The organism is Pseudomonas sp. A34-9, assembly GCF_029543085.1.
In the GTDB taxonomy this organism is placed as follows: Bacteria; Pseudomonadota; Gammaproteobacteria; order Pseudomonadales; family Pseudomonadaceae; genus Aquipseudomonas.
On record NZ_CP119967.1, the window covers coordinates 985,376 to 998,681 of the forward strand.

At 58.7% G+C, this 13,306-nt stretch carries 10 protein-coding genes; 2 read left to right on the plus strand and 8 right to left on the minus strand.

The genetic code is table 11. The annotated features are described in order from the left end of the window. Positions 1-559: 559 nt before the first annotated feature. Positions 560-1,759 (plus strand): MFS transporter, encoded by a 1,200-nt coding sequence (locus P3G59_RS04160; RefSeq protein WP_277760561.1) that lies wholly within the window; start codon positions 560-562, stop codon positions 1,757-1,759. A gap of 160 nt (positions 1,760-1,919) precedes the next feature. Further along, entirely contained in the window at positions 1,920-2,180 is a 261-nt protein-coding gene (locus P3G59_RS04165; protein WP_277760562.1) for a hypothetical protein, read from the plus strand. 202 nt (positions 2,181-2,382) lie between these two features. Here P3G59_RS04165 and P3G59_RS04170 read toward each other — a convergent pair whose 3' ends face one another. The 8 genes from P3G59_RS04170 to P3G59_RS04205 form a co-directional block, all read right to left on the minus strand. After that, entirely contained in the window at positions 2,383-3,363 is a 981-nt protein-coding gene (locus P3G59_RS04170; RefSeq protein WP_127925811.1) for a peptide ABC transporter ATP-binding protein, read from the minus strand. After that, the gene (locus P3G59_RS04175) at positions 3,363-4,331 is read right to left on the minus strand and encodes an ABC transporter ATP-binding protein (protein ID WP_277760563.1); all 969 of its coding nucleotides are present in this window, start codon (positions 4,329-4,331) and stop codon (positions 3,363-3,365) included. Before P3G59_RS04175 ends, P3G59_RS04170 begins: the two co-directional genes overlap by 1 nt. A 10-nt stretch (positions 4,332-4,341) precedes the next feature. Then, on the minus strand, positions 4,342-5,268 hold the full coding sequence (locus P3G59_RS04180; protein WP_277760565.1) for an ABC transporter permease subunit: 927 nt from the start codon (positions 5,266-5,268) through the stop codon (positions 4,342-4,344). 10 nt (positions 5,269-5,278) lie between these two features. Further along, entirely contained in the window at positions 5,279-6,289 is a 1,011-nt protein-coding gene (locus tag P3G59_RS04185) for an ABC transporter permease subunit (protein ID WP_008085273.1), read from the minus strand. Positions 6,290-6,362: 73 nt separating this feature from the next. Then, on the minus strand, positions 6,363-7,958 hold the full coding sequence (locus P3G59_RS04190) for an ABC transporter substrate-binding protein (RefSeq protein WP_277760566.1): 1,596 nt from the start codon (positions 7,956-7,958) through the stop codon (positions 6,363-6,365). Positions 7,959-8,036: 78 nt separating this feature from the next. Further along, positions 8,037-9,473, minus strand: coding sequence for an OprD family porin (locus P3G59_RS04195; RefSeq protein ID WP_277760567.1), 1,437 nt, complete (start codon positions 9,471-9,473; stop codon positions 8,037-8,039). A gap of 175 nt (positions 9,474-9,648) precedes the next feature. After that, on the minus strand, positions 9,649-11,247 hold the full coding sequence (locus tag P3G59_RS04200; protein WP_277760568.1) for an ABC transporter substrate-binding protein: 1,599 nt from the start codon (positions 11,245-11,247) through the stop codon (positions 9,649-9,651). Between the two features lie 303 nt (positions 11,248-11,550). Continuing rightward, the gene (locus tag P3G59_RS04205; protein WP_277760569.1) at positions 11,551-13,176 is read right to left on the minus strand and encodes an ABC transporter substrate-binding protein; all 1,626 of its coding nucleotides are present in this window, start codon (positions 13,174-13,176) and stop codon (positions 11,551-11,553) included. Positions 13,177-13,306: the final 130 nt, after the last annotated feature.

The following is a 13,306-nucleotide window of genomic DNA, read 5'->3' on the forward strand; positions in this document are numbered from 1 at the left end:
GCAGCGCCTACGGTTTGCTTCGCTGCACCTCCTCTCGCTGTGTTTGGCTTCGCCAAACGGTCGCTGCGCTCCCACGCCCGGATCAATCCCTCCGTTCAGCCTTCCGACGTCGCCCGTGGATCAAGATCAAGAGCTGCAGCCGAGCTAACGCTCATCCTGTTGAGTGGTGGAAGAGCATGCATGCGGTCGGCTTTTGTTCCGTGTTGGATTCGCCCCTCATCGGAACGCCGCCCGCCCAGCCCTCTCCCGAGGGAGAGGGAGCCGATTGGTGGGCCTCTCAAAATTTGCGTTCAACGCGGTATCGCACGTCGGCGTAGCTCCCCCAAACAACTCGATCAGTCCCCTCTCCCTTTGGGAGAGGGCTAGGGTGAGGGGCTTTTGATCTCGAATCGTTTTGTTGTTCGTATGGTTTCCTGGATGGCGCGAAGAACCTTTTAGTGCGCGCAATGGCTGTAAGACGACTCGGTTTTCTGTGGTCTCGATGTTCTTGAACGCGACAACCGGCAAGCTGGCCGTTAGTGTTCCAGTTCCACGCAAGTCGCTTTGAGAGGTCAATGGAATGGCGAGTCGACTGACTCACTTGCTAAGGCTGAATGGCTATTTCGGCGTAATGGCCTGGGTGCTCGCAGCGCTGTTGTTCATCAATCGCCTGAGCAGCATGGTCAAGCTGTTCATGGCGTTGTACTTGCGTCAGGAACTGGGGCTGGCGATCGAGACGGTGGGCTGGTTGTTGTCGGCGTACGGTGCGGGTTTGCTGGTCGGTTCGATGCTCGGTGGCTGGCTCAGTGATCATGTGCGCACGGCGCGGCTGACGGCGGCGTTGTTCTTTGTTTCGGTGTGGGTGTTGATTCTGCTGGGGCTGGTGACGCAGGTGCCGTTGCTGGCGGCATTGCTGTTGCTCAGCGGCACCATCGATGGGGCTATTCGTACGCTGCACCAACGCCTGATCATGGAATATTGCGAAGTCGCTCAACGCTCGCGTGCGCAGGCCTTGAGTCGGGTGGCGCGCAATCTCGGTATGGCCGCCGCCGGGGTGGCGGGCGGGGTGTTGGCGCAGACCGATTTTCGCTGGGTGTTTTTTGGCAGCGCGGCGATGACAGTGCTTGCGTTGCTTTGGTTTGTCCGCACCACGTGGCATCGTCCGGTGCTGAGCAATGACGAACCCTCCACCACCGGCGCGGATGGAGCAGTTGTGCCCTATCGCGACAAACCGTTCCTTTGGTTGCTGGCAGCGACCGCTGTGCTCGGCATCGCGTTCGACACGGTCTACAGCACGCTGGGGAATTATCTGCGTGATTACTATCACTTGAGCACCGAGGCCATCGGCTGGCAGTTCGGGCTCAATGCGCTTTTGGTGATCGCGCTGCAGATTCCGCTGTCCCACTGGGGCGAGCGTTGGGGCACGCGTCGGCAAATGCTGGCGGGAAGTGTGTTGCTGGCTTGCGGGTTGGGCATGCTGCCGTTCGGTTCCGGGCTGTTTTACGTCTGCCTGTCGACGCTGATCTGGACCTTGGGCGAGGCCTTTTTCATGCCGCCGCTAAATGTGCTGGCCATGCGCTTTGCCCAGGGCGGCAAAAGTGGTCAGTACTTTGGCCTGTTCTTCATGAGCTGGAGCGCCAGTGCGCTGTTGTCACCGGTACTCAGTGGCCAGTTGTATGGCCAGTTTGGCGGTCACAGTGTGTGGCTGGCGAGTGCGCTGCTGGTGATGATTTCCATGCCGTTGACGTGGCAGGCAACGCGATCCCGCGGCGGCGCTTAGCTGTTGCGGCTATGGGCATTATTCGAAAACTGTCTTTCCATGAAGGGCATTTCTGCCTGCTCGTTAGCGTCCTATCTGGTGAACCCGATGGATCGGAACTAGATTTCACACAGCGCCAGTCAGGCACGAATGTCTCACCTGAAAAAGGATGGAGTCGGCTATGAAAAGCAGATTGCTACGGGTTTTATTGCTGTTGAAAGTGATGGTCATGCTGTCCCTCGGCACCGCGACGGCCTGGGCCGAGTGCGAGGATCACGATTCCCAGGCCTTTAGCGGACAGGTCGGGCACAGCGGATTGATGCTTGCCAAGTCCGAGTCCGAGCCGGGCGATCAGGGGCAGGGTGGTAGCGCCGATGACGACGACTCGACCACCGATGATCCGGACTCTGATGATCCGGACGATGGCGATAGCCAGACGTAGATTACAGACAAAAGAAAACCCCTTCTGCCTCGACTGATGCGCAATCGAGGTGGAAGGGGTTTGGTTAACACTTTATCCCTGAAGAAATACGATCCCTGTAGGAGCTGCGGCACGCTGCGATCTTTTGATCCTGATTCTGACAATCAAAAGATCGCAGCCTCGTTTCAGCTCCTACAGGTTTTGTATCGCTCTCCAGATTTGTTTATGCCGCGCCGTCAAGGAACTGCTCGGCGTAGTGGCAAGCCACCTGCCGGCTGTCGAGCTGGCGCAACGCCGGCTCTTCGCTGCTGCAACGCTCGGTCGCATACGGGCAGCGCTTGTGGAAAGCGCAGCCCGGTGGCGGGTTCAGCGGGTTGGGCAGTTCGCCGACGATCTTGATTTTCGGCTTGTTCGGGTCCGGGTGAATGGTCGGGGTTGCCGACAGCAGCGCCTGGGTATACGGGTGCAACGGACGCTCGTAAATGTCGTTTTTCGGGCCCAGTTCCACTGGACGACCGAGGTACATCACCATCACGTCATCAGCCACGTGTTGCACCACCGCGAGGTTATGCGAGATGAACACGTAGGCCGTGTTGAACTCTTGCTGCAGATCCATGAACAGGTTGAGCACCTGCGCCTGAATCGACACGTCGAGCGCCGAGGTCGGTTCATCCGCCACCAGTACTTTCGGTTGCAGCATCATCGCGCGAGCCAGGGCGATACGTTGACGCTGACCGCCGGAGAACATGTGCGGATAGCGCTGATAATGCTCAGGACGCAAGCCGACCTGCTTCATCATCGCCTGGACTTTCTCGCGACGTTCGGCAGCGCTCAGGTTGGTGTTGATCAGCAGCGGTTCGCCGAGCTGGTCACCGACTTTCTGCCGTGGATTCAACGACGCATACGGGCTCTGAAACACCATCTGCACGTCTTTGCGCAGTTGCTTGCGCTGGGCCTTGTCGGCGCCGGCGACTTCCTGGCCGGCGATTTTCAAGGAGCCGGACGACGGATCTTCAATCAGCGTCAATGCGCGGGCGAGGGTGGATTTGCCGCAGCCCGACTCGCCTACAACGGCGAGGGTCTTGCCGGCTTCCAGTTCGAACGACACGCCATTCAGCGCGCGTACAGTCGCGTGGCCCTTGAACAGGCCACGGGAGACTTCATAGTGACGGGTCAGGTCGCGGGCGGTAAGTACGACGGCCATTACGCCACCTCCTGGTTCAGCGGGAAGAAGCAGCGGGCGAGGCTGTGGGCTTTCGGATCAAGGCCTGGACGCTGCGCGCGGCAGCTGTCCTGCACGTACGGGCAGCGCGGCGACAGCAGGCAGCCCTGCGGACGGTCGTAGCGGCCCGGAACGATGCCCGGCAGGGTCGACAGGCGTGAGGCGCCGAGGCTGTGTTCGGGAATTGCCTTGAGCAACGCTTCGCTGTACGGGTGCGCCGGGATGTCGAACAGTTGCGGCACTTGGCCGACTTCAACGGCTTGCCCTGCGTACATCACACAGACGCGCTGAGCGGTTTCTGCCACGACCGCGAGGTCGTGAGTGATCAGCACCAGGCCCATGTTCTGTTCTTTCTGCAACGCCAGCAGCAGATCCATGATCTGCGCCTGAATGGTTACGTCCAGCGCCGTGGTCGGTTCGTCGGCGATCAGCAGTTTCGGCTCGCCGGCAATCGCCATGGCGATTGCGACGCGCTGGCTCATACCGCCGGACAGCTGATGAGGGTAAGCGTCCATGCGGCTGGCGGCGCCCGGGATTTCGACTTTTTCCAGCAGTTCGATCGCACGTTTACGCGCTTGCTTGCCGGACATTTTCAGGTGCAGGCGCAGCACTTCTTCGATCTGGAAACCGACGGTGTAGCTCGGGTTCAGCGCGGTCATCGGGTCCTGGAACACCATCGACAGGTCTTTGCCGACGATTTGCCGGCGCTGACGGTTGCTCAGCTTGAGCATGTCTTTGCCGTCAAAGCTGAGCGAGTCGGCGGTGACGATGCCGGGATGTTCGATCAGCCCCATCAGCGCCATCATGGTCACGGATTTACCCGAACCCGACTCGCCTACGATGGCCAGTACTTCGCCTTTGTCGACTTTCAGGTCGAGGCCGTCGACCACTGGGGTCGCGGTCTTGTCGCCGAAGCGAACGTTGAGATTCTTGATTTCTAGCAGTGACATGGGAATCTCCTCAGGCGGCGTTCTTGAGTTTCGGGTCCAGCGCATCGCGCAGACCGTCGCCCATCAAGTTGATTGCCAGCACGCTGAGCAAAATGGTCAAACCAGGCAGGCTCACGACCCACCAGGCGCGTTCGATGTAGTCGCGGGCCGAGGCCAGCATGGTGCCCCACTCAGGAGTTGGCGGTTGTACGCCAAGGCCGAGGAAGCCCAGTGCGGCGGCATCGAGAATCGCCGAGGAGAAGCTCAAGGTCGCTTGAACGATCAGCGGTGCCATGCAGTTGGGCAGCACGGTGATGAACATCAGGCGTGGCAGACCGGCACCGGCCAGGCGCGCGGCGGTCACGTAGTCGCGGTTCAGTTCGCCCATGACGGCGGCACGGGTCAGACGCACGTAGGACGGCAAGGACACCACAGCAATGGCGATCACGGTGTTGATCAGGCCAGGGCCGAGGATGGCGACAATCGCCACAGCCAGCAGCAGCGACGGCAGGGCCAGCATGATGTCCATCAGACGCATGATGGTCGGGCCGATCATTTTCGGGAAGAAACCGGCGAACAGACCGAGGAGTATCCCCGGAATCAGCGACATCACTACCGATGACAAGCCGATCAGCAGCGACAGACGCGAGCCCTGGATCAGACGCGATAGCAGGTCGCGACCGAGTTCATCGGTGCCGAGCAGGAACTGCATCTGCCCGCCTTCCAGCCACGCCGGTGGCGTCAGCAGGAAGTCACGGTATTGCTCGCTCGGGTTATGCGGCGCGACCCATGGCGCGAAGATCGCGCAGAAGATGATCAGCAGCATGAACAGCAGGCCGGCAACCGCGCCCTTGTTCTTGGAGAAGGCTTGCCAGAATTCTTTGTACGGAGACGGGTACAGCAGGCTTTGATCCGCGCTTGCGGCGGACGTGGCTACTGAGGATGTTGGAGTGCTCATGGTATGGACCTCAGCGCTGATGACGGATGCGTGGGTTGGCAAAGCCGTAGAGGATGTCCACTACGAAGTTGACCAGAATCACCAGGCAGGCGATTAACAGGATGCCGTTTTGCACAACCGGATAGTCCCGGGCGCCGATGGCTTCGATCAGCCATTTACCGATGCCGGGCCAGGAGAAAATGGTTTCGGTCAGTACCGCACCGGCCAGCAGGGTGCCGACTTGCAGGCCGACCACGGTCAGTACCGGAATCAGCGCATTGCGCAGACCGTGCACGAATACCACGCGCGACGGCGACAGGCCTTTGGCTTTGGCGGTGCGGATGTAGTCTTCACGCAACACTTCGAGCATCGACGAACGGGTCATCCGCGCGATCACCGCCAGCGGAATGGTGCCGAGCACGATGGCCGGCAGAATCAGGTGATGCAGGGCATCGAAGAACGCGCCGACGTCATCGGCCAGCAGGGTGTCGATCAACATGAAACCGGTGCGCGGCTCGATGTCATAGAGCAGGTCGATCCGTCCGGAAACCGGCGTCCAGCCCAGGCTCACCGAGAAGAACATGATCAGGATCAGGCCCCACCAGAAGATCGGCATCGAATACCCCGCCAGGGAGATGCCCATCACCCCGTGGTCGAACAGGGATCCTCGCTTGAGTGCCGCAATCACCCCGGCCAGAAGCCCGAGAATGCCGGCGAACAGCAGGGCGGCCATGGACAGTTCCAGGGTCGCCGGGAAAAGGGAGGTGAACTCGGTCCATACGCTCTCACGGGTACGCAGGGATTCGCCGAGATCGCCGTGGGCCAGTTTGCCGATGTAGTCCAGATACTGGGCATACAGTGGCTTGTTCAGACCTAGGCGTTCCATTGCCTGAGCGTGCATTTCGGGGTCGACCCGACGTTCGCCCATCATCACTTCCACGGGGTCGCCCGGAATCATGCGAATCAACGCGAAAGTCAGCAAGGTGATGCCGAAAAACGTGGGGATCAACAACCCCAGTCGGCGGGCAATAAAACTAAACATCGTGTGTGGTACCTCATCAGCCGGTTAGGCGTGCCCGGCGTCCCTGGGGTCAGGGACGCCGGGAGTTTCTTATCTACTTCACCTGGGTGGTGGCGAAGTTATTAGTGGTGAGAGGGCTGATGTGATAGCCCTCTACGTTGTTGCGCATTGCGGTAAACATCCTGGTGTGGGCCATGCTGATCCATGGCTGGTCCTGATTAAACAGCACTTGCGCCTGTTCGTAGAGCTTGGCGCGTTCGGCCGGATCTACTTTAGCCCGTGCTTCATCCAGCAGTGCCTGGAATTTCTCGTTGCACCAGCGTGCGTAGTTTTCGCCGTTCTTGGCGGCTTCACAACTGAGCATAGGCGTCAGGAAGTTATCCGGGTCGCCGTTGTCGCCCGCCCATCCGGCCGACACCATGTCGTGTTCGCCAGCCTTGGCGCGTTTGAGCATTTCGCCCCATTCCATCACGCGGATATCGATCTTGATCCCGACTTTCGCCAGGTCAGCCTGCATCATTTGCGCGCCGAGCATCGGGTTGGGGTTGGTCGGGCCGCCGCCGTTGCGGGTAAACAGGGTAAACACGGTGCCTTCCGGAACCCCGGCTTCCTTGAGCAGGGCGCGCGCCTTGTCGAGGTCGCGTGGCGGGTTCTTCAGGTCGTGGTTGTAGCCCAGCAGGGTGTCCGGGTACGGGTTGACCGCAACGGTCGCATTGCCCGGGCCAAACAGTGCGTTGACATAAGCGGCTTTGTCGAAGGCGATATCGATCGCTTTACGCACGCGCACGTCGCTCATGTATTTGTGCTGAGTGTTCATGGCGATGTACGAGACGGTCATCGCGTTCAGCTCGTCGACCTTGAGCTTGTCGTCTTTCTTGATGCTCGGGATGTCATCCGGTTTTGGATACAGCGCGATCTGGCACTCGTTGGCCTTGAGCTTTTGCAGGCGCACGTTGTTGTCGGTGGCGATCGCCAGGATCAGCGCATCGGCCGGTGGCTTGCCACGGAAGTACTCCGGGTTGGCCTTGAAGCGCACCTGCGCATCCTTGGCGTAACGCTGGAAGATGAACGGGCCGGTGCCGACCGGTTTGTTATTGAGGTCGCCGGTCTTGTTGGCCTTGAGCAACTGATCGGCGTACTCGGCGGAATAGATGGCAGTGAACGGCATCGCGACGTCGGCCAGGAACGGCGCTTCGCGACGGGTCAGGGTGAACTTGACCGTGTTGTCGTCGACTTTTTCTACGCTTTTGAGCAGTTCCTTGAAGCCCATGCTTTCAAAGTACGGGAAGCCCACGCTCGACAGTTTGTGCCACGGGTGATTCGGGTCCAGCTGACGCTGGAAGCTCCAGACCACGTCGTCGGCGTTCATGTCGCGGGTCGGCTTGAAGTATTCAGTGGTGTGAAACTTGACGCCTTTACGCAAATGGAACGTGTAGGTCAGGCCGTCTTCGCTGATGTCCCAGGTGTCTGCCAGGGCCGGAACGATTTCCGTGGTGCCGGGCTTGAAGTCCACCAGACGGTTGAAGATGGTTTCGGCCACAGCGTCCGCCGTGACTGCAGTTGTGTACTGGACCATATCGAAGCCTTCCGGACTGGCTTCGGTGCAGACCACCAAGGGTTTGGCCGAGACGCCGACAGCGACACTCAGCAACGCAGCCGCGATGGCCGCACGTAGGGGAAGCATTTTCATCGATAACCCTCTGCAATCGGTTGAAGACAAAAAACCGAACGGCCGACTCATCATGAGTCAGCCGTCGGTTGGCGTTTTTTACAGGATGTTGAATGGAATCGTGGTCACGAGACGGAACTCGTTGATGCTGCCGTCGGACTGGAATTCGCTCGCACGGTGCGCGGTGTAAGTGCCGCGAATGGTGGTGGCCTTCAGAGGACCGCTCTGTACGGCATAGGTGGCCCCGATACCGTATTCATAGTGGTGTTCGCCATCCTGTTCCTGGATGCCGTCATAACCCTTGCCTGCCACGCCTTTGTTGCCGTTGTAGTGGGTGCCGTCGATGCCCCAGCCACGCGCCTGGTAGATGTTGAACTTCAGGCCTGGAACGCCGTATTCAGCCATGTTGATGGCGTAGGAAATCTGGAAGGATTTCTCGTTTGGGCCGTTGAAGTCCGACAGCAGGGAGTTGGCCAGGTAGATGCCGTTGGTTTCGTGCAGGTAGTCGAAGTACTCGTTACCGTTCACTTGCTGGTAGGAGAAGGTCAGGTTGTGGGCCTGGTGAGTCAGGCCGAACGACAGCGAGTAAGTATCGTTGTCGATGTCGCCCAGCAGCTTTTTGCCTTCATCCACGGTCTTGTAGTAGTTCAGGCCGGTGGTCAGGGCGAGGACACTGCTGTCACCCAATTCATGGGTGGCACCGAAGTAGTACTGGTTCCACAGGTCTTCGACCTGAGTGCCCCACAGGCTGGTTTTCAGGCTTTCGAGCGGCTGATACGTGATGCCGGCGGTGTTTACGTGGTCGGATTCGACACGGCCGTTGGCATATTCAGCACGGAATTTCTGCAGGCTTTGTTCCGAACGTGGCGAAACACGGTCGAAAGTGGCCAGGTCGAAGGACAGGTTGTTCAGTTCTTCGCTGTGCAGGGAAATACCCTCGAAGCTCGAAGGCAAGGCACGGTTACCGATCACGTCGACTTGCGGGCTGCTGAAGCCCATGCGGCCGGCGGTCAGGGTGGTGTTGGAAACGCGGGCCTTGATGTTGGCCAGGCCCAGCTTACTCCACTGATCGACCGCATCACCGCTGCCCTTGTGTGTCAGCGTACGGTTGTTGCCTGACGCCGCGCCAGTTTTTGGCGCGCCACCGTTACCGGCCGCGAGGTTCTCGCGGTCACGCTCCAGGGCGATCGCGTTGTAGGCTGCCACTTCAGTGCTGAAACCTACTGTGCCCTCGGTGAAGCCGGAGTTGTACTTGACGATGGTGCCCTGAACCCAGTTGATCCGGCGGTCGGTTTCGGCCAGCGAACCATTCTTCTTGTAGGCGAACTTGCCGCCGCGCTCCAGTTGTTCGTTGGCATACCAGTTACGCGTTGTACCGGTGATCGACTGACCTTCGACGAAGCCGGTCGCTTCAGCCTGGGCGCTCTTGGTATTGACGGTCACCGGAGTGAACGCCTGACTTTGGGTTTCTGCGTACGCCGTGGCGGTGACGCTGCTGATGGCCAGGGCCAGTATCGCGGTGCTGCTCAGTTTCATGGGTGAAGCTCCTTTACTTTCTTTTTATGCCGGCTTTTTTTGGTATGCCGGTTATTGGTTTAGAACTCATTCACACATCGCAAACGTTTGCAAAAGGCCGGATTGGCGAATTTCGGCAAAGCGCTTGCGTGAGGGGCTAGACAGCGCCCCCCAGCGTTGCGGCTAATCGGTTGCTTTAATCGATACCGACACCCGAGAACACGTTGCGACCGAACGGGCTGACTTTGAAGCCCTCGATCCTCGCGCTTAACGGTTGGTTGACCGTCGAGTGGGCGACAGGCGTGATCGGCACTTGCTGTTTAAGCAATTGCTGAGCCTGTTTGTAGAGCACGGTGCGCTGGTCGCGATCAGTGACGACCTTGGCCTGCTTGATCAGCTTGTCGTAAGCCGGATCGCACCACATGGAGTAGTTGTTGCCGCCGATGGCATCGCAGCTATACAGCGTGCCGAGCCAGTTGTCCGGATCCCCGTTGTCACCGGTCCAGCCGATCAGGCTGATGTCGTGCTCACCATTTTTGGTGCGCTTGATGTACTCGCCCCATTCGTAGCTGACGATCTTCACTTTCAGGCCGATCTTGGCCCAGTCCGCCTGGAGCATTTCGGCCATCAGTTTGGCGTTCGGGTTGTACGGGCGCTGCACCGGCATTGCCCACAAGGTGATCTCGGTGCCTTCCTTGACGCCAGCAGCCTTGAGCAGCTCTTTGGCTTTTTCCGGGTTGTAGGCGGCGTCTTTGATGCTGTCGTCGTAGGACCATTGGGTCGGCGGCATGGCGTTGACGGCCAATTGGCCAGCGCCTTGATAAACAGCGTTGAGAATGCCTTGTTTATTCACCGCCATGTCCAGCGCTTGGCGCACTTCGAGCTGGTCGAAGGGCTTGTGGCGCACGTTGTAGGCGATGTAACCGAGGTTGAAGCCCGGCTTGGAGATCAGTTGCAGTTTCGGGTCGGCCTTCAGCGCTTCAACATCGGCAGGGCGCGGATGCAAGGTGATCTGGCATTCGCCGGCCTTGAGCTTCTGCACGCGCACCGAGGCGTCGGTGTTGATTGCGAAGATCAGGTTGTCGAGTTTGACCCGGCTCGGATCCCAGTAGTGTTTATTACCGGTGTAACGAATGTTCGAGTCTTTCTGATAACTCTTGAACACGAACGGCCCGGTGCCGATCGGTTTCTGGTTGATGTCACTCGGCTTGCCTTCGGCCAGCAGTTTGTCGGCGTATTCGGCGGACAGGATCGCGGCGAAGCTCATGGCGATGTTCTGAATGAACGCGGCGTCGACGCTGTTGAGCGTGAACTCCACGGTCAGCGGCCCGGTCTTCTCGACCTTGGCAATGTTCTTGTTCAGGCTCATTCCGTTGAAGTACGGGAACTCGGTGGGATAGGCCTTACGGAAAGGTTGCTGTGCATCCAGCATGCGATTAAACGTGAACAACACGTCGTCGGCGTTTAAGTCGCGAGTCGGCTTGAAGTAAGGCGTTGTATGAAATTTCACACCTTCACGCAGGTGAAAGGTGTACTTGAGGCCATCCTCGGAAATATCCCACTTGGTTGCCAGGCCCGGGACGACATTGGTCGCGCCTTTTTCGAACTCGACCAGACGGTTGTAGATCGGTTCGGCGGCGTCGTTATCGGTCGCTGTCGTGTACTGCGCGGTATCAAAACCTGCCGGGCTGCCTTCAGAGCAGAACACCAGGCTTTTGCTGGCGGCGAAACTGGCGGACGAGGCGGCCATCAAACCGGCGCCCAGCAATGCGGAAAAAACCAAGGTATGGCGCATGACGCTCCCTCTTTTTTTAGTGTTGTTTCGATGCGCCGCGGTCCCGTCCAGGGACGTTGTGGTGGCATCGAGCTCAAACCAGTTCGTACAGCAAACCGTTAGCGCACGCAGTCACTGGTCAGAACCCGACGGTAGGGGCCGTGGGTCTGGCAGTAAATGCGTTGAGTCCTAAAGACTCGTAGGAAAAGGCAACACATCCTGTACCACCCTGGTAAGACAGGGCGGAAACGGCTGTAGGCAAATTCCTAACTAATCGGCAGAAAAAAACAGCGGCGACGCTGGAAACGTCGCCGCTGTCTCTTTTTAATTGCTGACGCTGACGCCGTAGAAGGAGTTCAAGCCGAATGGGCTGATCTTGAAGTCCTGCACGTTGGCGCGCATGGGTTGATACACCGTCGAGTGAGCGATAGGTGTCATAGGGACTGCATCTTTGAGGACGTGTTGCGCCTCTTTGTACAGTTCGGTGCGCTTGGCCTGATCGGTCGTGCGCTTGGCTTCCTTGACGAGGCCGTCGAACTTCTTGTCGCACCACTTGGAGAAGTTGTTGCCGCTGAGCGAGTCGCAACCGAACAGCACGTTCAGCCAGTTGTCCGGATCACCATTGTCACCGCTCCAGCCAATGATCATGGCCTGGTTCTCGCCACCTTTGGAACGCTTGATGTACTCGCCCCACTCGTAGCTGGTGATCTTCACTTTCAAGCCGATCTTGGCCCAGTCGGACTGGAGCATTTCAGCCATCAGTTTGGCGTTCGGGTTGTACGGACGCTGCACCGGCATCGCCCACAGCACGATCTCGGTCCCTTCCTTGACGCCGGCTTCCTTGAGCAGCTGTTTGGCTTTCTCAGGATCGTATTTGGCATCTTTGATGGTGGTGTCGTAAGACCATTGGGTCGGCGGCATGGCGTTGACGGCCAGTTGGCCTGCGCCCTGGTAAACCGAATCGATGATCTGCGGCTTGTTCACCGCCATGTCCAGCGCCTGGCGAACGCGCAGGTCAGCCAGCGGGTTCGCCTCGTTGCTGCCCTTGACCTTGTCCATCACGTTATAGGCGATGTAGCCCAGGTTGAAGCCAGCCTGGTCAGGCATCTTCAGGGATTTGTCTTCTTTCAGCGCTTTCAGGTCGGCTGGACGCGGGAACAGGGTGACCTGGCACTCGTTCTTTTTCAGCTTCTGAATACGTACCGACGGGTCGGTGGTGATGGCGAAGATCAGGTTGTCGATCTTCACGTCTTCAGGCTTCCAGTAATCCTTGTTGCCGGTGTAACGGATGTTGGAATCTTTCTGGTAGCTCTTGAACACGAACGGACCAGTGCCGATCGGCTTCTGGTTGATGTCGGCAGCCTTGCCTTCTTTCAGCAGTTGCGCTGCGTATTCGGCGGACTGTACCGACGCGAAGCTCATGGCCATGTTCTGGATGAACGCAGCGTCGACTTCTTTCAGCGTGAACTTGACGGTGTGGTCGTCGACTTTATCGATCTTGGTGATGTTGGTGTCCATCCCCATGTCGGTGAAGTACGGGAATTCGGTCGGGTACGCCTTACGGAACGGGTCATCCTTGTTAATCATGCGATTGAAGGTGAACAGCACGTCGTCGGCGTTGAACTCACGAGTCGGCTTGAAATACGGGGTGGTGTGGAACTTGACGCCTTCACGCAGGTGGAAGGTGTAAGTCAGGCCGTCATCGGAAATGTCCCACTTGGTCGCCAGACCAGGAACGACGGCGGTGCCGCCACGCTCGAACTGGGTCAGACGGTTGAACATGGTTTCGGCTGAGGCGTCGAAGTCGGTTCCGGTGGTGTACTGGCCTGGGTCGAAACCGGCCGGGCTGCCTTCGGAGCAGAACACCAGGTTAGTCGCAGCGGATGCGAAAGGTGCGGAGGCTAACAAGCCTGCGCCGACTAAAAACGGAATGACCGCGTGTTTAAGCATGTTGGCCTCATGATTTGTTGTCATTTTTTAGTTGTGAGGTACGACCTCGTGAGTCGTGCCTGCGGATACTTATGCAGGGGCCATACCCATTGCAAGATCCAGAGTGACTAGCGGCCTCAAAGCGTGGCAC

Excerpts from the sequence above, each read along its gene's own strand:
- P3G59_RS04160 (WP_277760561.1), top strand. The coding sequence starts at position 560 with ATGGCGAGTCGACTGACTCACTTGCTAAGGCTGAATGGCTATTTCGGC.
- P3G59_RS04165 (WP_277760562.1), top strand. The coding sequence starts at position 1,920 with ATGAAAAGCAGATTGCTACGGGTTTTATTGCTGTTGAAAGTGATGGTC.
- P3G59_RS04170 (WP_127925811.1), bottom strand. The coding sequence starts at position 3,363 with ATGGCCGTCGTACTTACCGCCCGCGACCTGACCCGTCACTATGAAGTC.
- P3G59_RS04175 (WP_277760563.1), bottom strand. The coding sequence starts at position 4,331 with ATGTCACTGCTAGAAATCAAGAATCTCAACGTTCGCTTCGGCGACAAG.
- P3G59_RS04180 (WP_277760565.1), bottom strand. The coding sequence starts at position 5,268 with ATGAGCACTCCAACATCCTCAGTAGCCACGTCCGCCGCAAGCGCGGAT.
- P3G59_RS04185 (WP_008085273.1), bottom strand. The coding sequence starts at position 6,289 with ATGTTTAGTTTTATTGCCCGCCGACTGGGGTTGTTGATCCCCACGTTT.
- P3G59_RS04190 (WP_277760566.1), bottom strand. The coding sequence starts at position 7,958 with ATGAAAATGCTTCCCCTACGTGCGGCCATCGCGGCTGCGTTGCTGAGT.
- P3G59_RS04195 (WP_277760567.1), bottom strand. The coding sequence starts at position 9,473 with ATGAAACTGAGCAGCACCGCGATACTGGCCCTGGCCATCAGCAGCGTC.
- P3G59_RS04200 (WP_277760568.1), bottom strand. The coding sequence starts at position 11,247 with ATGCGCCATACCTTGGTTTTTTCCGCATTGCTGGGCGCCGGTTTGATG.
- P3G59_RS04205 (WP_277760569.1), bottom strand. The coding sequence starts at position 13,176 with ATGCTTAAACACGCGGTCATTCCGTTTTTAGTCGGCGCAGGCTTGTTA.